The organism is Oceanithermus profundus DSM 14977 (assembly GCF_000183745.1).
GTDB lineage: Bacteria > Deinococcota > Deinococci > Deinococcales > Marinithermaceae > Oceanithermus > Oceanithermus profundus.
On the sequence record NC_014761.1, the window covers coordinates 2,283,673 to 2,303,940 of the forward strand.

Here is a 20,268-nt window from a genome sequence, read left to right on the forward strand (position 1 = left end):
GGCGGGGTCAGTCTTCTTCTTCGGCGAGCTTGGCCTTCAGCTCCTCGACGCTCATCTTGCCCTCTTCCAGCTCGCGGGCGATCTTCTGGATCGCCAGCCGCACGACCTCCGACTTGCTCACCAGCCGCTCGGGGCTGGAAAGCTCGTAGGCCGCCTTGGTGAGCAGGGCGTCTTGGTCTTCGCTGATGACCACTTGCAGGCGTTTCTTCTCTTTCTTCGGCATAGGCCTCCGGACCCTCACTATACCACGATGAGGCAATGCTTGACAATGCGCTGGAGTTGTTATATCATCACCTTACGCATGATGTGTATCATGCTCATCGTAGGGACCGGGGGTCCGACATGCAGCAACCGTTGATCATCCAAGGAGGCACGCCCCTGCGGGGCGAACTGCGGGTCAACCCCGCCAAGAACGCGGCGTTGCCCATCCTCGTGGGCAGCCTGCTCACGCGCGAGCCCGTCACCCTGGAAGAGGTGCCGCGGCTGCGCGACATCGAGGTCCTGCTCGAGCTGCTCGCCCACCTGGGCACCCGCTACGCCTGGGAGGGCCGCACCCTCCACCTGCACACCCCCGAGATCACCCGTACCCAGGCCCCCTACGAACTCGTCAGCAAGATGCGCGCCAGCTTCATCGTGCTGGGCGCGCTCCTCGCCCGCGAGGGCGAGGGCGAGGTGAGCATGCCCGGCGGCTGCGCCTTCGGCCCCCGCCCGGTGGACCTGCACATCAAGGCGCTGCGGGACCTGGGCGTCGAGATCCACGAGGAAAGCGGCACCTTCACCGCCCGCCGCGCCGGCTGGCCCGAAGGCGAGGTCGTCTTCGACCGCCCCACCGTGGGCGGCACCGAGCAGGTGATGCTGGCCGCGGCCCTGGGCCCCACCGAGGTGACCATCGTCAACGCCGCGCTCGAGCCCGAGATCGTCGACTTCGCCAACTTCCTGCAGATGCTCGGCGTCCAGATCGAGGGCGCCGGCACCGCCAAGATGACGATCCGCGGCGCCGATGCGCTGGGCGGCGGCCGCTACAGGATCATCCCCGACCGCATCGAGGCCGGCACCTACCTGCTGGCCGTGGCCGCCACCCGCGGCGAGGTGCTGCTCGAGGGCGCCCGCCCCGAGCACATGGACGCGCTGCTCTCGAAATTGAAGAACGCCGGCCACACCGTCGTCACCGGCACCGACTGGGTGCGCCTGAAGAGCACCGCGAACCCGGAGCCCTTCGACGTGGACGCCCGCGAATACCCCGGCTTCCCCACCGACCTGCAGCCGCCGGTGACCGCCTACCTGGCCACCGTGCCCGGCGTCAGCCTGGTGCGCGACCTCGTCTACCCCGACCGCTTCACCCACGTGGGCGAGCTCGCCCGCCTGGGCGCGGAGCTGCACCTCAAGGAGCGGGTGCTGGCGGTGCACGGGCGCGGCCTCACCGGCGCGCGCATCAAGGCCTTCGACATCCGCGGCGGCGGGGCCATGGTCATCGCCGCGCTGGCCGCCGAGGGCGAGACGGTGATCGAGGGCATGCAGCACGTGGGCCGCGGCTACGAAGACCTCGAAGACCGCCTGCGCCAGCTGGGCGCGGTCGTCTACGGCGAGCCGGTGCGGCTCGAGCAGGCGGCGGACTGAACGTCCGCGCCCCGGCCCGTGGGCCTGCCGGGCCTTTCGTACCTGGCGGTACGAGACCAGGAAATTCATAATGTAGTTTGGTTGTGAAACGCGGTGCGCCCATGGGGTCGGGCCCCTGGCCCTTCTTTCTGCTGGCGCTCGGCCTTTCTTGGCTGTTTTGGGTACCCCTCGCCGTTCTCCAGGTCAACGTGTGGGGGTGGCCCGCCGTCGCCTTCGGCGCCCTCGGCCTGTTCGGGCCCGCGCTTGCGGAAACGCTGCTGCTGGCGCGCCGCAGCGACCCCGCGCTTTGGCGCGACTACCGCAGCCGGCTGTTCGACCCCCGCAGAATCCGGGCCCCGGTCTGGGCCGTGATCGCGCTGGGCTTCCCCCTCATCAACGCGGCCGCGCTGGCCCTCTACGTGTCGGGCGGGGGGTCGTGGCCGGCCTTCGAAACGGCCCGGCAGCTCTGGGCCGAACCCTGGAGGCTGCTTCCGTACGCGGCCTTCATGCTCCTGTTCGGCCCGCTGCCCGAAGAGCTCGGCTGGCGGGGCTACGCGCTGGACCGGCTGCAGCGGTACCGCAGCGCGCTGGCCTCGAGCCTGATCCTGGGCGCCGTCTGGGGGCTGTGGCACCTGCCGCTGTTCTTCCTTCCGGGAACGTACCAGCACGACCGCCTGGGCTTCCTGAGCGCGGGTTTCTGGTCGTTCCTGTTCGGCACCCTGACGGCCTCCGTCCTCTTCACCTGGATCTACAACCGCGCCAACCGCAGCACGCTCGCGGCCGTGCTCTTTCACTTCTCCATCAATTTCAGCGGCGAGCTCTTCGACCTGCCGCAGGGCGCCCAGCTTTACAGGACGGCGCTCGTCGCCCTTTGGACCGTCGCCGTGGTGGCCTTCGAAGGCCCGCGCACCCTCCGGGGCGGCGCGGCCTGGGCGCGTTTCTTCGGCCGCGGCGCCTTCGCCCCCGACCTTTCCTTCGTTCTCCTCTCCCCGCTGCGGCGGCTGGTGCTGCCCCCGGAACGCCTGGCCGAGCGCCTGCACCTGAACGAGGACGCGCGCGTCCTCGAGCTGGGCCCGGGCCCGGGCTACTTCAGCGTGGCGGTGGCGCGGCGCCTGCCCCGGGGGCGGCTCGAGCTCCTCGACCTGCAGCCGCAGATGCTGGAGCGGGCCCGCCGCCGCCTCGCGCGCGCCGGCCTCGAGTCCCGCGCGGGCTTCACGGTGGGCGCGGCGGACGCGCCGCTCCCCTGGGGCGACGGCAGCTTCGACGTCGCCTTCCTCGTCGCGGTGCTGGGCGAGCTGAACGACCCCCTGGCCTGCCTGCGGGAGGTCCGGCGCGTGCTCAAACCCGGCGGGCTGCTCTCGATCACCGAGCAGCCCGGCGACCCCGACTTCGTACCCGCGGAGCGCGTGCGGGAGCTCGCGGCCCGGGCGGGGTTCGCGCCCTGCGAGTCCTACGGATCCGGGCGCAACTTCACGCTCAACTTCCGGAGCCCCGCCTAGGCCGCCGGGCCTGCCCGGGCGCTCGATTGGAAACCCGCCTTACGTTTCCGTGCCGCGCGGGGCCGCGCCCCTTTCGCCACCGGCCGCCGGGTTCTCCCGGTCCAGGTGCCAGCGCAGCGGGTTGGTGGCGATGTACGCGCGCAGGCGATCCAGTTCGGTTTCGTTGCGGACGATGCGGTCGTGGTAGCTGCGTTGCCAGAGGCGGCCTTCGAAGCGGGGCCAGCCCTCGTCGCGCACGCCGCGGATATAGGCGTTGGTGGTCATCGTCTTGAACCAGCTCATGACCTCGGGAAGGGAGGTGGGTTTTCTTCGTAGGGGCGCACCCGTGTGTGCGCCCGATTTTTCCGGGCCGACACGTGGGTCGGCCCCTACCGAGAAATCGGCGTTGAGGACGAGCAAGCCGTGGAAGTGGTTGGGCATGACCACGAAGGCGTCCAGCAACGCGCCCGCGAACTTCCCGGGCAAGGAAAGCCACCATTCCTCGACCATCCGGCCGGCGGCGTTCGTGACCATCACGCCCTCGTCAACCTCCCCAAACAAACACGCCCGCCCCTGCGTCACCAGCGTGACGAAGTACGCCCCCGGGCTGCGGTAGTCGTAACCCGCAAGTCGGGTGCGCCTGCGGCGGGGGCGCTCCTCCATGGCCGCACCTAAGGCCGCTTTTGCGCCAGCAGCTCGAGCACCGCCCCGTAGAGCCCGAAGAGCGCGTTTTCGTCCAGGTCCTCGGCGTTCCAGGTGGCCACCACGCAGTAGCGCGCGCCCGCGTCGTCCTCCAACCAGGTGGTCAGGTTGAGCACGCCCGGCTCGCTGCCGCCCTTGTAGACGACCTGCTTCCAGGCCTCCCGGCGCGCCAGGCCGGGGTTGATGCCGGAAAGCGGGGTGGCGGCGGCGCGCTCCGCCAGCTCGCAGAGCTCGCGCGCCGAGTAGAACCACTCGACCTCGGGGGCCGGGGGCGCGGCGAAGAGCCGCTGCACCGTGGGCAGTGGCCGCGCCTCGCCCTCCGCGATCAGCTTGCGGCGCTCGTCCGCGCCCGCCTCGCGCCAGCGCCGGGCCAGCTCGGGGTCGGCCTTGATCACGAAGGCGGCGCGGGTGCTGAGCAGCGGCACGTTGCCGTAGGCGTAGGCCTCCACCCGCTCACGCCCAAGCAGGTGGATCAGGTGGTCGGTGGCGGTGTTATCGCTCTCGCTCAGCATCCGCCCCGCCAGGTCCGCGAGCGTCAACGGCGTGCCCGCGGGCCAGTCGGCGAGGGCGCCGCTGGGCAGGCTCCGGTAGGCGGCCTCGAGCGGCCGCGTGTCCTCCCAGGCGAGCCCCCCGGCCCCGACCCGCTCGAGCAGCGCCGCCAGCACCGAGAGCTTGAAGGTCGAGCCCACGGCCAGACGGGCGTCGGGGTCGAGGGCGGCCAGCACCTCGCCGTTCTTCAGCACCAGGAAGCTCTTTTTTCCCGCCAGCGCGGCCATGCGTTTTTCGGCCTCGGCCAGCGAGGCGAGCCGCGGCCGGGGCGGCTTGAAGAAGAGACCAACGATCCGCCCCTGGGCGTCGAGGGTAAGGCTCACCGGCACCTCGCCCTTCTCGAAGACGGCCACGTACCCCGCGCCCTCGGGGCGCACCCCCTCGAACGCCCCCAGCTGGCCGCCGAGCTGGCGCACGATCGCCGCCACCTGGGCCGCGGGCACCTGCTTCAAAAACGACGGGGCGAACCAGCGGCTTTCGATCTTCTGGGTGAACAGCGCCGCCACCCGCGCCGCGGCGGCGTCCTGGGCCGCGGCGGGCACGGCCAGCGCGAGCGCCAGGGCCAGGGCGAGCCCCCACGCGCCCCGCCTCACGAGCGGGCCTCCTCCTGCCGCCACACCGCCCACGAGAGCCAGACCAGGTACGCGGTCGCGAGCAGCAGCGCCGCCATCATCCCCCACAGCACCCACTCCGGAGGCCACCACCAGGCGGCGACGACGACGGCCAGCCCCAGGGCGATGAAGATCCAGCCCCCCACCCGGTTCGCCACCTGCCAGGCGCGCGGGCTCGAGAGCGTCCAGGGGGTGCGCACCCCGAAGAGCCAGTTCTGCGGGGCCTTGGGCAGGTAGTTGCCGGTGATGACGAAGGTCAGCCCCAGGACCACGAGCAGCGCCCGCAGGCCGCCCTCGGCGTTCAGGCCCGCGCCTTGCAGGGTGGTCCAGGTCAGGTAGAGCACCCCCAGCTGCAGCAGGGCGAGCCCCCAGGCGGTGGCGGCGACGAGGAGCGGCCAGGCGCGCCAGGGGCCGCGGCGGCTGGGGTCGAAGCGCGGCCAGACCGCGAGCGCGGCCACGACGAGGAGCTGCACCGCCGGCAGGATCAGGACCTCGAACTTCGAGCCCCAGCGGTCCACCTCGCCGGCGGCGTTCCAGTGGGCGGGTATGCGGTCGGGGAAGACCGCGAGGGCCGCGAGCGTCGCCCCCCAGCTAACGATCAAGGCCAAGACGGCCAGCGCGTGGCGTTTCATCCTCCGCTCCTTTCCCCAGCTCCATCAGGAAGGCCAGCGCCTCCTCCATCACCGAGGCGGCCAGGCGGTAGACCCGGCGGTTGCCGCGCACCTCGACCTCCACCAGCCCCGCCTCGCGCAGCACCCGCAGGTGCTGGCTGAGCGTGCTGCGGGCCAGCGGGAAGGCCTCGGCCAGCTCGCCGGCGCTGCGCTCGCCCGTGCGCAGGGCGCGCAGCACCTCGCGCCGCGTGGGGTCGGCCAGGGCCTTGAAGAGCCGGTTCAGTGGCACGGGTACATTGTAACACGTTTTATTACGTAAGTTACCGAAACGGCTACCGGGGGCCGTAGACCGGCGTCGGAAGGCCGCGCTCGTAGGGGCCCAGGTCGGGGGCGGCGCCGGCGTAGGCGCCGGTGAGGTTGGGCAGGACGAGGCCGGCGTCGACCGCAGGGCAGCCGGCCTTCAGGCTCATGGCCGCGAGCGGCACCGGCTCGGGCGGGCGGGCGACGGGCCAAGCGGTGAAGCAGTCCGCGCGGTCGAAGACCCGGCCGTGGGGCTCGAGCCCGGTCGCGGCCTGGAAACCCGCCAGGTCGGGGTAGCGGCGGTCGGACCCCCACTTGAAGGCCATGGGCGCGCCGCCCCAGTCGAAACCGTCGTGGTCGAGCCGCCCCCACGCCGGCCCGCCGTCGTACTGCTCCCAGATGTAGCGGCCCGAGGCCGAGACGTAGAGGTTGTTCAGCGAGTCGACGCGCCGCATCCCCTCGCCGCTGTAGGCGCTCACAGCGTTGCTCCAGCCCACGAGCAGGTTGTGGGCCAGCAGCACCCGGCTCAGCTCGCGCAGCTTGAGGGTGGACTCGCGCGGCGCGGCCACCTGGTTGCGGACGAAGTACCAGGGGCCGCCGTTCATCGGCTGGAAGCTGAGGCCGTTGTGGCGGGGCCCGGTGATGCGGTTGCCCCAGACCCGGACGTTGGCGTAGCCGTAGTCGGCTTCGATGCCGTCGTCGGTCACCTCGAAGATCTCGTTGCCGAAGACGTCGACGTTCTCGAGCGGGTAGGAGATCCCGTCGGCGACGCGCGATATGCGGTTGTGGGCCACGGTGTGACCGGCGGTGTGGTTCAGCTCGATCCCCTCGCCGCCGTAGCTGAGCCCCGGGCAGCCGCCGCCGCTCACCTCGTCGCCGTTGGCGTCCAGGCAGACGTAGGGGTCCTGGTCGCCGACGATCACGTTGTCGCGGATCACCCAGGCCGTACCGCCGTGGTTGAGGGCGATCGCGTAGTGGAAGTCGGTGAAGGTGTTGCGCTGAACGACGACCCGCCGCGGGTTGTTGTAGGTGCGCAGCCCCCACTCGTCGGCCACGTCCGGGCGACCGCGCACGTGCACCCCCTCAAGCCAGACGTAGTCGGCGGCGACGCGCACCGGGGCGGCGAAGACCACGCCGTCCTCGGCCGCCTTCCAGACCACCCAGCGCCCCTCCTCGCCGGCTGCGCTGAACCGTATTTCGCCATCGGAAAAGCCCGCGTACTCGCCCGCGCGCAGCAGGAAGACGTCGCCGGGCCGGGCGTGCCGCTGCGCTTCGGCGATGCCCCGGTAGGGGTCGGCGGCCGTGCCCGCGCCGCCGCCGGAGCCGGGGACGACGTAGAACACGGGCGCGTCCGCCGGCACCGCCGGCTCGCTGTAGGTGCGCACCGTGACCACGCCCTCGCCTGAAGGACCGTCGGGGTCTTCGAGTTTCAGCCAGAGCTCGTAGGCCGTGCCGGGCTCGAGAAAGAGGACCGAGCCGGCGCAGCCGTCGAAAGCCCCGGTCCTGCCCGCCACCGGGCTGGGCGGGGCGTGGCGGATGCGGTAGGGCGGCCAGGCCTCCCGCCACGGGCCCGCACCGGCCTCGCGGTAGCGCAGCGTGCAGGCGGCGTTGCCCTCGGGGTCGACGTCGAAGCGCCACTCGAAGCCGACCGCGTTCAAGGTGGCGTAGCTGCGCAGCTCGCCCAGGGCGGGCGGCCGCGTCGGCGCCGCCTCCGGGGGCGCGCCCCCCGGCGCGGGCGGCTGCGCCCGGCAGCCGAGGAGCAGGAGCAGGGTCGCAAGCGGCAGGCCCAGCCGGTGCAGGTCAGGCACGGGAGGCTCCTTCCTTGAACGGCATCCAACCGCATTGTAACCGGAGCGGGTATAGATTGGAGGCGTGACCCCCCGCGTGCGCGCCCTCCTCACCCTGCTGGGCCTCTCCGGAGGGCTGGCCTTCGTGGTGGGGAGCGTCCTCTTCCTGAACCCCGACCGCTACACCGAGGGGGTCTACCTCTTCATCTACGGCAGCACGGCGATGCTGCTCGAGCGCCTGGGGCGGCTCTGGCTGGACCGCGAGGGTTGAAGCCGGCTCAGCGGTCGAGCTCGAAGTAGCGCCGCAGCGCCTCGGCGGCGCCGGGGGGCAGCGGCGCGTCCTGCAGGTAGCGCTCCGCGGCGCGGCGCACCGCTTCGGGCGGCGTCCCCTGCTCCCAGGGGGAGGGCAGCTCCGCCGGCGGGCCCTCGGGTGCGTCGGCGGCCGCGGGCGGCACGGGCTCGAACCCGTCCCCAGCGGCGCCGGGGGCGCTCCCGCGGTCTTCGCCCGTCCCCGCGCCGGCGGCCCCCTCGGCTCCGTCCTCGGGCGATCCGGGGGCGGCCGTCCCCTCGCGCAGACCCTCGGCCGCAGCAGCGTCCGTGGCGTCCGCGGGCGGCCCTTCAACCGCCTGGGGGGCGCGCGCCTGCGGGGCCGCGTCCTCCGCTGCCCCCGCCTGCGGGCGGTCTGCGCCGGGGGCCTCTTCGCCGCGGCCGTTGGCCGTTTCGGCGGCGCGGTCCACCGCCCCTCCGTCCCCCTGCGCCTGCGGCCGCTCGGCCGGGGCGGCCCGCTCCTCCCCGTCGGCTTCGCGCGCGCCGGTCGCGGTCTCCTGCGGGACCGCCTCCGTGGGCGGGGGTTCGTCGCCCGCCTGCGGCTCCGGAGCCCCGGCCTCCTCCGGCGGCCGCGCCGCGGGGCCGGTGGCCCCGGGTTCGGGGGCGGGCGCCTCCTCCGCGGCGGGCGGGGCGTCCGCGGCGGGCGGGGATGCGGGGACGGTCCGCTCCCGCGCCGCTTCGGGGGCGGGTTCGCTGGTCGCCGGAAGCCGCTCCGCCGGCGCGCCCGCGACCGCTTCCGCCGGCGGCGGGCCCCCCGGCCGCGCCGGGACGGGAAGGGCCGCGGCCAGCCCCCACAGCGCCAGCGCCAGCGCCGTTTCGGCGAGCGGCGGCCGCGGCGGCCGCGCCGCGCGCGCGGCGCGCTTGGCTTCGGCGCGGAGCTGCGGGTAGGCGGGGTCCGTGGGGGGCGTTTCCAGGGCGGTGCGGTAGGCGAGGCCGAGCCGGCGGTCGATCTCGGCAAGGGCCCCGGCGAGCTCGCGCCGTACCGGGTAGAGCAGGGCGGCCAGCGGCAGGGCCAGCGCCCAGGGGCCGAGCGCCGGCTTCAGCGCCCAGGCCGCCAGGGCGAGGATCGCCGCCAGGGCCGCGCGCACGCGCCAGGCCCGGCGGGCCGCCCAGCGCCGGTGCAGGTCCATGGCCCCAGCCTAGCCCGGCGGGCGGTGAACCGGGTGAAGGGTCAGGCGCCTTCCCGGTAGCGCTTCATGCAGGCTTCCACCTCGGCCACGGCGGCGTCGCGGCCGCCCCAGCCGGTGACCTTGACCCACTTGCCCTTCTTGGCCTCGAGCGCCTTGTAGGTCTCGAAGAAGTTGGCGATCTCGTCGCGCTTGCCCGGGGGCACGTCGGCCAGGTCCTGGATCGCGTCGAGCCGCGGGTCCTCGGCCACCACCGCGAGCACCTTGGAGTCGGGGCCCTTCTCGTCCTCCATGTGCAACAGCCCGACGACCCGGGTCTCGACGAGGACGCCGGGGAGGAGCGGGTAGCTGGAGAGGATGATCCCGTCCAGGGGGTCGCCGTCCTCGGCGAGGGTCTGGGGGATGAAGCCGTAGTCCCCCGGGTAGAACTGGGCCCCGGGGAGGACGCGGTCGAGCTTGACCATGCCGGTGGCCTCGTCGAACTCGTACTTGTTCGCCGACCCGTGGGGCACCTCGATGATCATGTGCACCGTCTGGGGTGCGCCGTCGCCGATGGGAATGTCGTGCAGGTTGGCCATGGCCCCAGGATACGGCGGAGGGCGCGCGCGACGCTAGCGCTCGCGCCAGACCAGCGCGGCCAGGAGGTCGAGCGCCTCGCGGGCGGCCTCCCGTCCGGGCAGGGGCGCGAAGGCGCGCTCCAGCTCGGCGAGGGCCGGCTCGGCCATCCGCCGGGCGCGCTCGCGGGCGCGCGCCACCGCCCCCGACGCGAGCAGGCGTTCGTGCAACCAGGCCACCTCGGCCGGATCCTTCTCGGCCCGCGGCCGGCGCAGGAGCGCCTCGGCGCGGGCGCGCTCTTCGGGTGCGGCGGAGGCCAGCCAGTCGAGCAGGATCAGGGTGCGCTTCCCCTCCCAGAGGTCGCCCGCGGCCTCCTTGCCGTAGGCCGCGGGGTCGCCCTCGAGGTTGAGCACGTCGTCGACGATCTGGAAGGCGACGCCCAGCTCGAGCCCGGCGCGGGCGAAGGCGGGGTCGGGCATCCGGCCGGCGACTAGCGCCCCCAGCCGCAGTGGGGCCACGGCGGTGTAGTAGGCGGCCTTGCGCCGCACCATCTCGAGGTAGTCGTCCGGGGTGAGGTCGAAGCGGCCCTCGAGCGTCCAGCTGAGGTCGAGGTGCTGCCCGCTGGCCGTCGTCTCGACGAGCTCGGCGAACTCGAGCAGTACCTTGCGGCGCGCCCCCGCCTCGGCGAGCAGGCGCCACATCGCCGCGTGCAGGGCGTCGCCGGCGTTGAGGGCAAGCGGCATGGGCACGAGCCGGTGCAGCGCCGGGCGGCCGCGGCGTTCGTCGGAGTCGTCCTCGATGTCGTCGTGGACCAGCACCCAGTTCTGGAAGAGCTCGAGCGCCGCCGCCACCCCCAGCGCCGCGGTGTCGTCGCCGTAGGCGCGCGCGGTGAGAACGACGAGGCGGCCGCGCAGCATCTTGCCCCCCCGCTCGGGGTAGTCGCGCAGAAGCCGCGCGTAGGCGGCCAGTTCGGGCCGCGGCGCGGCTTCGGGATCGGGCAGGGCGGCGAGCAGGGTGCGCTGGATCTGCCGGGCGAGCGGGGTCACGGGGCCATTCTAGCCCCCGCGCGCCTAGGCCTCCAAGCGGCGCGCGCGCCGGCGCGCGAGGGCGAAGCTCACCGCGAGCAGCAACAGGTAGGCGGCCTGGGAGCCCAGGGTCTCGAGGGTGCCGCGCAGCCCCGCCCAGCTCAGCAGCGCGCGGTCGAAGACGCCCGCCCACCAGGCGGTCTCGGGCAGCCAGCCGGCCTCCTGGAGTTCGTGCACCCCGTTGCCCACGAAGCTGATCGCCAGCAGCAGGAGCAGCCAGCCGGAAACCTGGAAGGCCCGGCGCAGCGGCAGCCGCCGCCCGCTCCTGGCCAGGGCCGCCACGACCAGCGCGGTCACGCCCACGCCGGCGAGGAAGCCCGCCCCCGCGGCGCTCGCGGGGACCTGGGCGAGCAGCGCCCGGAAGAAGAGCACGGTCTCGAACCCCTCGCGGAAGACGACCAGGAAACCCAGGACCGCGAGCCCCAGCGCCGAGCCGCGGGCCACGGCCGCGCGCGCCCGCGTGCGCATGCGCTCGGTCCAGTCCACCACGTAGGCCTGGTGGAAGAGCCAGTTGATCACGAAGAAGAGCACCCCCGCCGCCAGCAGGGCGGTGACGCCCTCGAGCACCTCGCGGCCGGCCTCGCTCATCCCCAGGAGCAGGCTCGAGGCCCACCAGGCCGCGGCGCTCGCCAGCAGCGCGGCGGCGACGCCGCCCCAGAGGCCCCGCAGCAGGCGCGCGCCCGCGCCCGCGGCGCGCAGGTAGACGAGGACGGCGCCCAGCACCAGCGCGGCCTCGAGCCCCTCCCGGAGCACGATCGTCGCGGCGCTCGTCATCCCCCAGGTCCAGCCCGCCGTCTGGGCCAGGGCCGCGCCCGAAAGCCCCGCCCAGGCCAGGGCAACGTGGAAGACACGCGAACCGTTCATGCCGCAACCCTACACGGGCCGCCCGGCTAATGTCAAGTATTCCGGTCGGAATTGTAGGTTATTAGCAACGGTAACCGTTCGCGTTTGCGTTTACGCCTCCGCCAGCTCCTCGAGCCGCCGCTGCCAGGGGGCGTGGCCCGCCTCGGCCGCCTCGCGCCGCGCCATCTCCGCGTACCCCGCCTCGCCGGTGGCCCGGAAGAGGGCCCAAAGCGCCCGGCTCGCGGCGTAGGGGTCGCGCTGGGCGCGGGCCTCCTTGAAGGCCTTCTCGGCGAGCTCGCGCGCCTTGTCCGCGTAGCCCCAGGCCGCGTGGGCCTCGGCGAGCAGCGCGAGCACCACCGGGGAGAAGCTGCGCCCCATCACCTCGTGGATGCCCAGGGCCTCCCCCAGGGCGTGCGTCGCCTCCTTGGGGCGGCCCAGCGCGGTCAGCGCCTCGCCCTTGAGCATCAGCGCGGCGATGGCCAGCTCCCCGTCGGTGGCCTCCTCGGCGGCGGCGAAGGCCTCCTCGGCGAGGCGCAGCGCCAGCTCCGCGTCGCCGGTGAGCACCGCGTGGCTGCCGCGGTGCACCCCGGCCCAGACGCCCAGCTCGCCCCCCTCGGCCTCGAGCGCCCGCAGCTCGGCCTGGGCCGCGGCCTCGTCGCCGGCGCGCAGCCGGGCGGCGGCCAGGTTCAGCCGGGCGCGGTCCCGGAACTTCTCGGGGATGGCCTCGAGCACGGCCTCGATGACCCGCGCGGTGTCGGCGGGCCGGCGGGCGCGCCAGTAGAAGTCGGCGAGGTCGAGGGCCGAAGCGGGCTCGAGCGGGTAGGCGGCCTCGGCCCCGGCCACCAGCGCCAGCGCCGCCTCCTTGGCCCCCTGGTCGAGCAACGCGCCGGCCTTGCCCACCGCGGTGCCCCAGAGCGCGTGCAGCACCTCGCGGCGCTCGGCCTCGAGCCACTCCTGGAAGGCGGGAATGGCGCTCGAAAACCCCGCGGCCAGCTCGCCGTAGCGCTCCGCGGTCCCCGCCCAGTCGCGGTAGGCGTCCTGCCAGTAGGCGAGCACGTCGCTCTCGGCGCGCAGCTGGAAGCGCCCGTCGGCCTCCTCCAGGTAGGGGCCGTAGCGGCTCGCGCGCACCTGCTCGAGCGCCCGGTCCAGCTCGGGGATGACCTTCTCCAGCTCCTCGCGGCTGCGCCAACCCGGACGCGCCAGCAGGTAGATCGCCAGCTCCGCCCCGGGCGAGGGCGGCAGCTCGGGGGTGCGGCCCAGAAGTTCGACGCTCAATCCTTCCACGGTTCGACTTCTTTGTAGTAGATCAGCGCCGAGTACTCGGCGACCCGGCCGGAATGGGCGGTGGAAAACAGCACGTCGACGATGATGGCGTCGTCGGGAAGATCGGCCACCACGGCGTTCAGACGGTCTTGGAACAGCTCGGGATCCGTGCCCGTGACCAGGCGGAAATGCACCTCTTTCATGCCTACACCATACCGCGCCGCCCGCGCCCGGCGCGCTCCTGCGTGGAATCGGCCGAATCGGGTAGAATATACAGCAACATGAGCGCATATCAAGAAAAGCTTCGGGAGCTTACCCAAGACGAGGTCGTTTCGCAGCTCGAAGGCGCCGACGGCCTTCTGGCCCTCACCCGGGCCGAGCTGTTCTACATCGGCGAGGCCGGCGTGCAGCGCGCGCCCTTGGGCGAGATCAAGAAGGTGGTGGGGGGCAAGGGCGGCACGCTCGTGGTCATGGGCGAGGCCGCGCCGCTCATCGAGGCGCCGGTGCGCGCCTTCCAGGTCGACGAACTGCGGCTCTTCTTCGAATCGGTCAAGACCTTCGTGGCCCGGCAGAAGCAGGCCACGGTGAGCGCCCCGCCCCCGGAACCGGCGCCGCCGCCGGCACCGGAGCCCGCGCCCGCGGAGCCCGAGCCGGCCGAGTCCGTCGAGAGCACCGAGGAGCGGCCGGTGACGCTCGAGGAGGAGCTGCCCCCGCCGATCACGCCCCCCGAGGAACCCGCCCCCGCCGCGGAGATCTACACCACCGAGCCCGCGGCCGAGCCGGCGCGGCGCACCGGCGGCTTCATGGGCGCGTTGCTCAAGCTCTTCAGCCTCGGCACCCTGGGGGCGGCCGGGTACTGGATCTACATGAACCCCACGGCCGATCCGGCCTACCTGATCTTCGTCGGCGTGCTCGGCCTGGGCGTGGCCCTGGTGGAGTGGCACGCCTCCAACCTGTAGCCCTCGGCCTCTACCTGGCGCTGGTGCTGGCGCTGGGGCTCGCGCGTCTGGAGCCGCACCTCTCGGTGCGGTTTTCCCCTGTGGCCCTGGAGCGGGAGCCGCCGGTCGTGGCGGTGACCGGGGCGGTGCACCGCCCCGGGGTGTACACCCTCGAGCCGGGGGCGCGGGTGGCCGACGCCCTCGCCGCCGCGGGCGGCGCGGCCCCCGGGGCCGACCTGGAGGCGCTCGACCTCGCCCTGCCCCTCGCCGACGGCGAGACGCTGCGGGTGCCCGCCCGGGGCGAGGCGGCCCTTGAGACCCCGGGCGCGCCGCGGCCGCGGGTGAACGTGAACCGCGCCAGCGCCGAGGAGCTGGAGGCCGTGCCCGGCATCGGCCCGGCGCTGGCGCGCCGGATCGTCGCCTACCGCCCCTACCGCACCCTCGCCGAGCTCGTGCGGGTGCCCGGCATCGGCCCCCGCACTCTCGAACGCCTCCGCCCCTACCTGACCCCGTGACCCCCTACGCCTTCGCCGCCGGAGCCCTGCTGGCCGCGCTCGCCGGACCCTGGGCGGCCCTCGGGCTGCTGGCGCTGCCGGCCCTCCCCCGGAGCGCGCGCGGGCCGCTGGCGCTGGGCCTGGGGCTGGTGCTGCTGCGCATCTGGACGCTCGGCGATCCCTGGGCGGGGCGGCTGGGGGAGCGCGTCGTCCTCGAGGGCGCGCTGCGGGGCGGGGTGCTGCGCACGGCCCCGGGGCCCCTCTACCTGCGCACCTACCCGCCGCCCGCGGACGGTTGGGTGCGGGTGGAGGGCCGGGTGGCGCGGCCCGAGGGCGCCCGCCTGCCCGGCGGCTTCGACCGCCGCGCCTGGCTGCGGGGGCTCGGGGTGCAAGCGGAGCTGCGGGAGGTGCGCCTGCTCGAACACCGCCCGCCGCCGCCGGGGCTGCGCGACCCCGTGCGCGCGAACCTGCTCCGGGGCCTGGGCCCCGAGGCCGCGGGGCTGGCGCGGGCGCTCACCCTGGGGGAGCGCGCGGCCCTGGGGGACGACGTGCAGGCCTTCCGTCGGGCGGGGCTCGCCCACGCCCTCGCCCTCTCGGGGCTGCACGTGGGGATCCTCGCGGGGTTCTTCGTGCTGCTCGCCGCGCCGCTGGGGCGGGGGCGCTACCTCGCGGCGCTGGCGCTGCTGCTCGGCTACCTGGCCCTCGTGGGGCCCAGCCCCTCGCTGGTGCGGGCGGCCCTGATGGCCGGGGTCTGGCTGCTGGCGCGCGCCGCGGGGCTCGTGGAGGTGCCGCTGGCGTCGCTGCTGGCACTGGCCCTGGGGGCGCAGCTGGTGCTGACCCCCTACGCGGCGGCGAGCCTTTCGTTCCAGCTCTCCTACCTGGCGGTGCTGGGTATCGCCCTGGCGCTGCCGCTCCTGCCGCAGCAGCCGCGCTGGAAGGCGGGGTTGTTCGGCGGCCTCGGCCTCACCCTGGCGGCGCAGGCGGCCACCCTGCCGCTCGTCCTCGACCGCTTCGGCTACCTGCCGCTGGCGAGCCCGCTGGCCAACCTGGTGCTGCTGCCGCTCGTGGGTCTGCTCGTTCCCCTGGGCTTCCTCAAGGCGGCGCTGCCGGCGCTCTCGGGGCTGCTAGCGGCGCCCTTCAACCTGACCGCGGAGCTGCTGCTCGGCGGCGTCCGCCTCTTCGCCCAGGTGCCGGGGCTGCACTGGGGGGCGCTCGACGCCGGGGGCTACGCGCTCTACTACCTCGCGCTCGCCCCGCTCGTCCTCGCCGGCTACCGGCTGCTGCGGCCCCGCACCGCGCTGGCGCTCGCGGCCGCCGCGGCGCTGGTCGCGGCGGCGACGGCCGACCGGGTGCGTCCCGACGTCTGGTTCCTGGACGTGGGGCAGGGGGACGCGGCGTTGGTGCGCCTGCCCGGCGGGGTCGAAATCCTCGTCGACGCCGGCCACGCCTGGGACGCCCGCGGCCTGGCGCGGGCGCTGGCGGCGCTGGGGGTGGACGACCTCGACCTCGCCGTCGGCACCCACCCCGACGCCGACCACACCGGCGGCCTGCCCGGGCTCCTGGAGCTCGTGCCCGTGGGCCGGCTGGCGCTGGGACCGCCCAAGCCCACCGACCCCCTCGACGCGCGCCTGCGCGCCGCGGCCCGGGCCCGCGGGGTCCCCGTCGTGAACGTGAGCCGGGGCGAGGTGCTGCGCCTCGGCGGCGCCGAGCTGCGCTTCTTGCACCCGCCCGCGGCCGCCCCGGGGAAGGACAACGACCGCAGCCTCGTCTTCGTGCTGGAATACCGCGGCCGGCGGCTGCTCTTCACCGGCGACGCCCCGGCGCGCCACGCGCTGGCGTGGCCGCCCGAGCGCGTGGACGTCCTCAAGGTGGCCCACCACGGGGCCGCGGACGGCACCTCGGAGGCGCTGCTGCGCCGCTTCCGTCCGCGGATCGCCTGGATCGGGGTGGGGCCCAACGCCTTCGGCCACCCCGACCCCGGGGTGCTCCGGCGCCTCGCCGCCTGGAACGTGCGGGTGCTGCGCGCCGACCGGGACGGCTCGGTGCGGCTGCCGCTGCGCTAGCCGCGGTAGCCCAGGCGCTCGAGGATCGCGTTCAGTTCTTCCTCGGAGTAGTAGAAGATCTCGAGCCGGCCCTTGCCCTCGCCGGTGAAGCGCACCTTGAGCCCCAGCTGGCGCTCGAGGTCGCGGGCGAGCTCGGCGTAGGCCGCCTTCCGCGCCGCGGGCTTCTTCTTCGGGCGGCTCGCCAGGCGTTCGGCCTGGCGCACCGAGAGCCCCTCCCCCACGATGCGCTGGAGCAGCTGCGGGCGTTCGCCGGGCGGGGCCATCAGCAGGGCGCGGGCGTGGCCGGCGCTGATCCGGCCCTCGGCCAGGGCCTCCTGGCTGGCCTCGTCGAGCTGCAACAACCGCAGCGCGTTGGCCACGGTGCTGCGCGCCTTGCCCACGGCCTCGGCGATCTCGGCCTGGGCGTGGCCCATCTCGACGAGGCGCTGGTAGCCCAGGGCCTCCTCGATGGGGTTCAGGTCCTCGCGCTGCAGGTTCTCGACGAGGGCCAGCTCGAGCGCGGTGCGGTCGTCGAGCTCGCGCACCACCACCGGCACCTCGCTGAGCCCCGCCATCTGCGCCGCGCGGAAGCGGCGCTCGCCGGCGACGAGCTCGTACCCCTCGCCGCGCGGACGGACGAGCAGCGGCTGCAGCAGCCCCTGCTTGGCGATCGAGGCCGCGAGCTCGGCCAGCGCCGCCTCGTCGAAGCGCCGCCGCGGCTGGTCGGGGTTCGGCCGGATCAGCGCCAACGGCAGGCGGGTGGGGTGGCCCCCGGTCTTGGGCAGCAGGGCGTCGAGCCCGCGGCCCAGCCCCCTAGGCTTTCTCGACACGTCGCATCACCTCCGCGGCCAGCCGACCGTAGGCCTGCGCCCCCGCCGAGGTGGGGGCGTACTTGGCGATCGGCTCGCCGTAGCTGGGCGCCTCGGAAAGGCGCACGTTGCGCGGGATCACCGTCCAGAAGACGCGGTCCCCGAAGTGCTCGCGGGCGTTCTGCTCGACCTGTTGCGAGAGCAGGGTGCGCCCGTCGTACATCGTGAGCACGATGCCGAGGATGCGCAGCCCCGGGTTGAGCGCGCCGCGCACCTTCTCGACGGTCTCGACCAGGCGGGCGATGCCCTCAAGCGCGTAGTACTCGGTCTGCAGCGGCACGATCAGGCCTTCGGCGGCGGCGAGGACGTTGATCGTCAACGGCCCCAGGCTGGGCGGGGCGTCGAAGAGGACGAAGTCGTAGCCCGCCTCCACCCCCGCCAGGCGGGTGCGCAGGCGGAAGGGGTCGTCGAGCAGCTCGGCGGCCGCGGCGACGAGGCCCTCGCCCGCGGGGAGCAGGTCGAGGCCGTAGCTCTCCAGGTGCACGGTCTCGGCGGCCGGCTCGGCGCCCTCGAGCAACACCGCGGCGGTGCCGGCGTCGGACGGGCTCGGCGTCACCCCCAACCCCGAGGTGGCGTTGGCCTGGGGGTCGAGGTCGACGAGGAGGACCCGGCGGTCGAGCAGGGCCAGGTAGGTGGCGAGGTTGACCGCGGTCGTGGTCTTGCCCACGCCGCCCTTCTGGTTGACGACACCGAGCCGCTTCACCGCGGCGCCTCCAGCCTCAGGGCCACCAGCTCGGCGCCGGAGCCCAGGGGTTTCACGTGAAACACCTCGGCGCCCAGGCGCGCCGCCTCGGCCCGCCAGCCCGGGCCCTTGCGGGCGATCAGGGTGAGCGGGTAGTCCGCGGCGTGGGCGACGAGGCGGTAGACGACGTCGAAGGGGGCGACCGCCTGCGCGGTCACGTAGGCGGTCCGGCCGCTCCACTGCTGCACGTCGCCATTGTACACGCGCACGTTTTCCAGCCCCAGGCGGGCCGCGGCCAGGTCCAGGAAGGCCGCGCGCTTGGCGCGCCGCTCGGCGAGGGTAAGGGTCAGGTCCGGACGCGCGATCGCGAGCGGGATCGCCGGCAGCCCCGCGCCCGAGCCCACGTCGAGGACGTGGACCCCCTCGGGAAGCACCTCGCCGTAAGCGCGCGCGGCCGCGAAGTGGACGGGCAGCTCGGCGAGCACCTTGGGGGAGACCAGGTTGGCGCTGGCGGCGTAGCGCTCCAGCAGCTCGGCGTAGGCTTCGAGGCGGTCCTTCATGCGCTCCTGCGGCCGCGGCGGGCGAGGTGGACGAGCAGCGCGGTGATCTCGGAGTCGCGCAGCCCGGGGATGCGCGCCGCCTCGGCCAGGTTGGCGGGCCGGCGGCGCGAGAGCTTCTCGATCGCCTCGCGCGAGAGGTTGTGCACCGTGCGGTAGTCCAGCTCCGGCGGGATCGGGTAGGCGGCCAGCTCGCCGGTGCGGCTGCGCTGGCGCTCCTGGCGTTCGATGTAGCCGGCGTACTTGGCGCGGATCTCGACCTGTTCGGCCTCCTCGCGGCTCAGGGGCGCGGGCGGGGGGCCGGCGCGGTGCCAGGCCTCGGCGAGGGTGGCGCCCGGGCGGCGCAGCCAGACGCTGGCCGGCGCGCCCTCGATGCGGGCGCGCCCGAGGCGCTCGAGCTCGGCGCGCACCCGGGCGTACTTGGCGGTCACCCGCTCGGCGTCGGCCGCCGGCCGCAGCCCCCAGGCCGCCGCCTTGGGGACGAGGCGTTCGTCGGCGTTGTCGCCGCGCAAGAGCAGCCGCAACGCCACCCGGCTCGTCATCATCCGGTAGGGCTCGTCCACGCCGCGGGTCACCAGGTCGTCGATCAGCACCCCGATGTAGGCCTCGTCGGGGCCAAGGACGACCGCGTCCTCGCCCGCGGCGAAACGGGCGGCGTTCAGTCCGGCGACCAGCCCCTGGGCGGCGGCCTCCTCGTAGCCGGAGGTGCCGTTGACCTGGCCGGCGAGGAAGAGGCCGGGGAGGTGGCGCGACATCAGGCCGGGGCTGAGGTCGGTGGGGTCGAAGGCGTCGTACTCGACCGCGTAGGCGTAGCGCTGGATCACCGCCCGTTCGAAGCCCGGCAGCGTGCGCACCATCCGCTCCTGCACCGCCGGGGGCAGGCTGGAGGAAAAGCCCTGCAGGTAGACCTCGCTGGTCTCGAGCCCGTCGGGCTCGACGAAGAGCAGGTGGCTGTCCTTGTCGGCGAAGCGCACCACCTTGTCCTCGATCGACGGGCAGTACCGCGGCCCAACGGCCTGGACGGCCCCCGCGTAGAGCGGGGAGGCGTCGAGGTGGTCGAGGATGAGCCGGTGGGTGCCCGGGTGGGTGCGCGTCGTCCAGGTGGGAAGCGCGGCGGCGTGGGGGCCGGGGCGGCCGGAGAAGCTGCCCGGGGGGTCGTCGGGGGGCACCTCCTCAAGGGCGGCGAAGTCGATGCTGCGGCGGAGGATGCGCGGGGGCGTGCCCGTCTTGAGCCGCAGGGTGCGGTGCCCCAGGGCCTCGAGCGCCGCGGAGAGGTGGCGCGCCGGGGGCTCGCCCTGCCGCCCGGCGGGGCGGCTTTGCAGCCCGTACCAGATGCGGCCGCGCAGGAAGGTGCCCGCGGCCAGCACCGCCGCCGGGGCGGCGAGCACCCGCCCGTCGGCGGTGCGCACCCCCGCGAGGCGGCCGCCCTCGCGCACGAGCCCCACCGCCTCGCCGCGCACCACCGCGACGTTCGCTTCCGCGGCCAGCGCCGCGCGCGCCGCCGCGGCGTAGGCGTCGCGGTCGGTCTGCACCCGCAGGCTGCGCACCGCCGGCCCCTTGGAGCGGTTGAGCACCCGGGTGTGGATGGCCGCGGCGTCGGCGAGCCGGCCCATCCAGCCCCCCAGGGCCTCGATCTCGTGCACGAGCTGGCTCTTGCCGGGGCCGCCCACCGCGGGGTTGCAGGGCATCAGGCCGATGCGCGCCGGATCGCCGGTGACGAGGGCGACCCGCGCCCCCAGCCGCGCCGCGGCCGCGGCCGCCTCGATCCCCGCGTGGCCGCCCCCGACCACGACCACGTCAAAGGTTTCACGTGAAACCTCCATACCCCTAAGGCTAGCACGCGCTCGGAAAA

Annotated in this window: 22 protein-coding genes; 6 read left to right on the forward strand and 16 right to left on the reverse strand. The window is 74.5% G+C overall.

Going from position 1 to position 20,268, the window contains the following annotated elements; all coding sequences use genetic code 11:
* Window positions 1–7: 7 nt before the first annotated feature.
* Window positions 8–223: a hypothetical protein gene (locus OCEPR_RS11205; RefSeq protein ID WP_013458844.1), complete on the reverse strand. Its 216-nt coding sequence runs from the start codon at window positions 221–223 to the stop codon at window positions 8–10.
* 119 nt (window positions 224–342) lie between these two features.
* Between OCEPR_RS11205 and murA the strand changes: the two genes are divergently transcribed.
* Both murA and OCEPR_RS12375 read left to right on the forward strand, forming a co-directional pair.
* On the forward strand, window positions 343–1,617 hold the full coding sequence (gene murA / locus OCEPR_RS11210; RefSeq protein ID WP_013458845.1) for a UDP-N-acetylglucosamine 1-carboxyvinyltransferase: 1,275 nt from the start codon (window positions 343–345) through the stop codon (window positions 1,615–1,617).
* Window positions 1,618–1,700: 83 nt separating this feature from the next.
* The gene (locus OCEPR_RS12375) at window positions 1,701–3,095 is read left to right on the forward strand and encodes a methyltransferase domain-containing protein (protein WP_148229300.1); all 1,395 of its coding nucleotides are present in this window, start codon (window positions 1,701–1,703) and stop codon (window positions 3,093–3,095) included.
* Window positions 3,096–3,134: 39 nt separating this feature from the next.
* Here the strand turns inward: OCEPR_RS12375 and OCEPR_RS11225 are convergent, their stop codons facing one another.
* From OCEPR_RS11225 to OCEPR_RS11245, 5 genes are read right to left on the reverse strand one after another with little or no spacing between them, the layout of a single operon-like run.
* The gene (locus tag OCEPR_RS11225; RefSeq protein ID WP_013458847.1) at window positions 3,135–3,737 is read right to left on the reverse strand and encodes a transposase; all 603 of its coding nucleotides are present in this window, start codon (window positions 3,735–3,737) and stop codon (window positions 3,135–3,137) included.
* Between the two features lie 8 nt (window positions 3,738–3,745).
* The gene (locus tag OCEPR_RS11230; RefSeq protein ID WP_013458848.1) at window positions 3,746–4,918 is read right to left on the reverse strand and encodes a serine hydrolase; all 1,173 of its coding nucleotides are present in this window, start codon (window positions 4,916–4,918) and stop codon (window positions 3,746–3,748) included.
* On the reverse strand, window positions 4,915–5,568 hold the full coding sequence (locus tag OCEPR_RS11235) for an SdpI family protein (protein ID WP_013458849.1): 654 nt from the start codon (window positions 5,566–5,568) through the stop codon (window positions 4,915–4,917). Before OCEPR_RS11235 ends, OCEPR_RS11230 begins: the two co-directional genes overlap by 4 nt.
* The gene (locus OCEPR_RS11240; protein ID WP_013458850.1) at window positions 5,528–5,836 is read right to left on the reverse strand and encodes a metalloregulator ArsR/SmtB family transcription factor; all 309 of its coding nucleotides are present in this window, start codon (window positions 5,834–5,836) and stop codon (window positions 5,528–5,530) included. The genes OCEPR_RS11235 and OCEPR_RS11240 overlap by 41 nt, the downstream gene beginning before the upstream one ends.
* Window positions 5,837–5,879: 43 nt before the next feature.
* Entirely contained in the window at window positions 5,880–7,655 is a 1,776-nt protein-coding gene (locus OCEPR_RS11245; RefSeq protein ID WP_013458851.1) for a right-handed parallel beta-helix repeat-containing protein, read from the reverse strand.
* A 64-nt stretch (window positions 7,656–7,719) separates the two neighbouring features.
* Here OCEPR_RS11245 and OCEPR_RS11250 point away from each other — a divergent pair, with 64 nt between their 5' ends.
* Entirely contained in the window at window positions 7,720–7,905 is a 186-nt protein-coding gene (locus OCEPR_RS11250) for a YrhK family protein (protein WP_013458852.1), read from the forward strand.
* Window positions 7,906–7,912: 7 nt separating this feature from the next.
* Here the strand turns inward: OCEPR_RS11250 and OCEPR_RS11255 are convergent, their stop codons facing one another.
* The 6 genes from OCEPR_RS11255 to OCEPR_RS11280 form a co-directional block, all read right to left on the reverse strand.
* Window positions 7,913–9,091 carry a hypothetical protein gene (locus OCEPR_RS11255; protein WP_013458853.1) on the reverse strand — a complete coding sequence of 393 codons (1,179 nt, stop codon included), beginning with the start codon at window positions 9,089–9,091 and terminating at the stop codon, window positions 7,913–7,915.
* 41 nt (window positions 9,092–9,132) lie between these two features.
* Window positions 9,133–9,666 (reverse strand): inorganic diphosphatase, encoded by a 534-nt coding sequence (locus OCEPR_RS11260; RefSeq protein WP_013458854.1) that lies wholly within the window; start codon window positions 9,664–9,666, stop codon window positions 9,133–9,135.
* Window positions 9,667–9,699: 33 nt separating this feature from the next.
* Window positions 9,700–10,689, reverse strand: a complete 990-nt coding sequence (locus OCEPR_RS11265; protein WP_013458855.1) for a polyprenyl synthetase family protein — start codon at window positions 10,687–10,689, stop codon at window positions 9,700–9,702.
* 24 nt (window positions 10,690–10,713) lie between these two features.
* Window positions 10,714–11,592 (reverse strand): FTR1 family iron permease, encoded by an 879-nt coding sequence (locus OCEPR_RS11270; protein WP_013458856.1) that lies wholly within the window; start codon window positions 11,590–11,592, stop codon window positions 10,714–10,716.
* A 90-nt stretch (window positions 11,593–11,682) separates the two neighbouring features.
* Window positions 11,683–12,846: a hypothetical protein gene (locus OCEPR_RS12380; RefSeq protein ID WP_049773557.1), complete on the reverse strand. Its 1,164-nt coding sequence runs from the start codon at window positions 12,844–12,846 to the stop codon at window positions 11,683–11,685.
* The gene (locus OCEPR_RS11280) at window positions 12,843–13,037 is read right to left on the reverse strand and encodes a hypothetical protein (RefSeq protein ID WP_013458858.1); all 195 of its coding nucleotides are present in this window, start codon (window positions 13,035–13,037) and stop codon (window positions 12,843–12,845) included. Before OCEPR_RS11280 ends, OCEPR_RS12380 begins: the two co-directional genes overlap by 4 nt.
* A gap of 78 nt (window positions 13,038–13,115) precedes the next feature.
* Here OCEPR_RS11280 and OCEPR_RS11285 point away from each other — a divergent pair, with 78 nt between their 5' ends.
* From OCEPR_RS11285 to OCEPR_RS11295, 3 genes are read left to right on the forward strand one after another with little or no spacing between them, the layout of a single operon-like run.
* The gene (locus tag OCEPR_RS11285; protein WP_013458859.1) at window positions 13,116–13,793 is read left to right on the forward strand and encodes a hypothetical protein; all 678 of its coding nucleotides are present in this window, start codon (window positions 13,116–13,118) and stop codon (window positions 13,791–13,793) included.
* Window positions 13,772–14,287, forward strand: coding sequence for a ComEA family DNA-binding protein (locus OCEPR_RS11290; protein WP_013458860.1), 516 nt, complete (start codon window positions 13,772–13,774; stop codon window positions 14,285–14,287). The genes OCEPR_RS11285 and OCEPR_RS11290 overlap by 22 nt, the downstream gene beginning before the upstream one ends.
* A complete protein-coding gene (locus tag OCEPR_RS11295) occupies window positions 14,284–16,329 on the forward strand; it encodes a DNA internalization-related competence protein ComEC/Rec2 (RefSeq protein ID WP_013458861.1) in 2,046 nt (681 codons plus the stop codon). The genes OCEPR_RS11290 and OCEPR_RS11295 overlap by 4 nt, the downstream gene beginning before the upstream one ends.
* Here the strand turns inward: OCEPR_RS11295 and OCEPR_RS11300 are convergent.
* The 4 genes from OCEPR_RS11300 to mnmG are packed head-to-tail and all read right to left on the reverse strand — an operon-like array spanning window position 16,326 to window position 20,239.
* The gene (locus OCEPR_RS11300; protein ID WP_013458862.1) at window positions 16,326–17,138 is read right to left on the reverse strand and encodes a ParB/RepB/Spo0J family partition protein; all 813 of its coding nucleotides are present in this window, start codon (window positions 17,136–17,138) and stop codon (window positions 16,326–16,328) included. The two genes, OCEPR_RS11295 and OCEPR_RS11300, sit on opposite strands and share 4 nt — an antisense overlap.
* Window positions 17,122–17,880: a ParA family protein gene (locus OCEPR_RS11305; protein WP_013458863.1), complete on the reverse strand. Its 759-nt coding sequence runs from the start codon at window positions 17,878–17,880 to the stop codon at window positions 17,122–17,124. The genes OCEPR_RS11300 and OCEPR_RS11305 overlap by 17 nt, the downstream gene beginning before the upstream one ends.
* Window positions 17,877–18,419 carry a 16S rRNA (guanine(527)-N(7))-methyltransferase RsmG gene (locus OCEPR_RS11310; protein ID WP_013458864.1) on the reverse strand — a complete coding sequence of 181 codons (543 nt, stop codon included), beginning with the start codon at window positions 18,417–18,419 and terminating at the stop codon, window positions 17,877–17,879. The genes OCEPR_RS11305 and OCEPR_RS11310 overlap by 4 nt, the downstream gene beginning before the upstream one ends.
* Window positions 18,416–20,239 carry a tRNA uridine-5-carboxymethylaminomethyl(34) synthesis enzyme MnmG gene (mnmG, locus tag OCEPR_RS11315; RefSeq protein WP_013458865.1) on the reverse strand — a complete coding sequence of 608 codons (1,824 nt, stop codon included), beginning with the start codon at window positions 20,237–20,239 and terminating at the stop codon, window positions 18,416–18,418. The genes OCEPR_RS11310 and mnmG overlap by 4 nt, the downstream gene beginning before the upstream one ends.
* Window positions 20,240–20,268 lie beyond the last annotated feature (29 nt).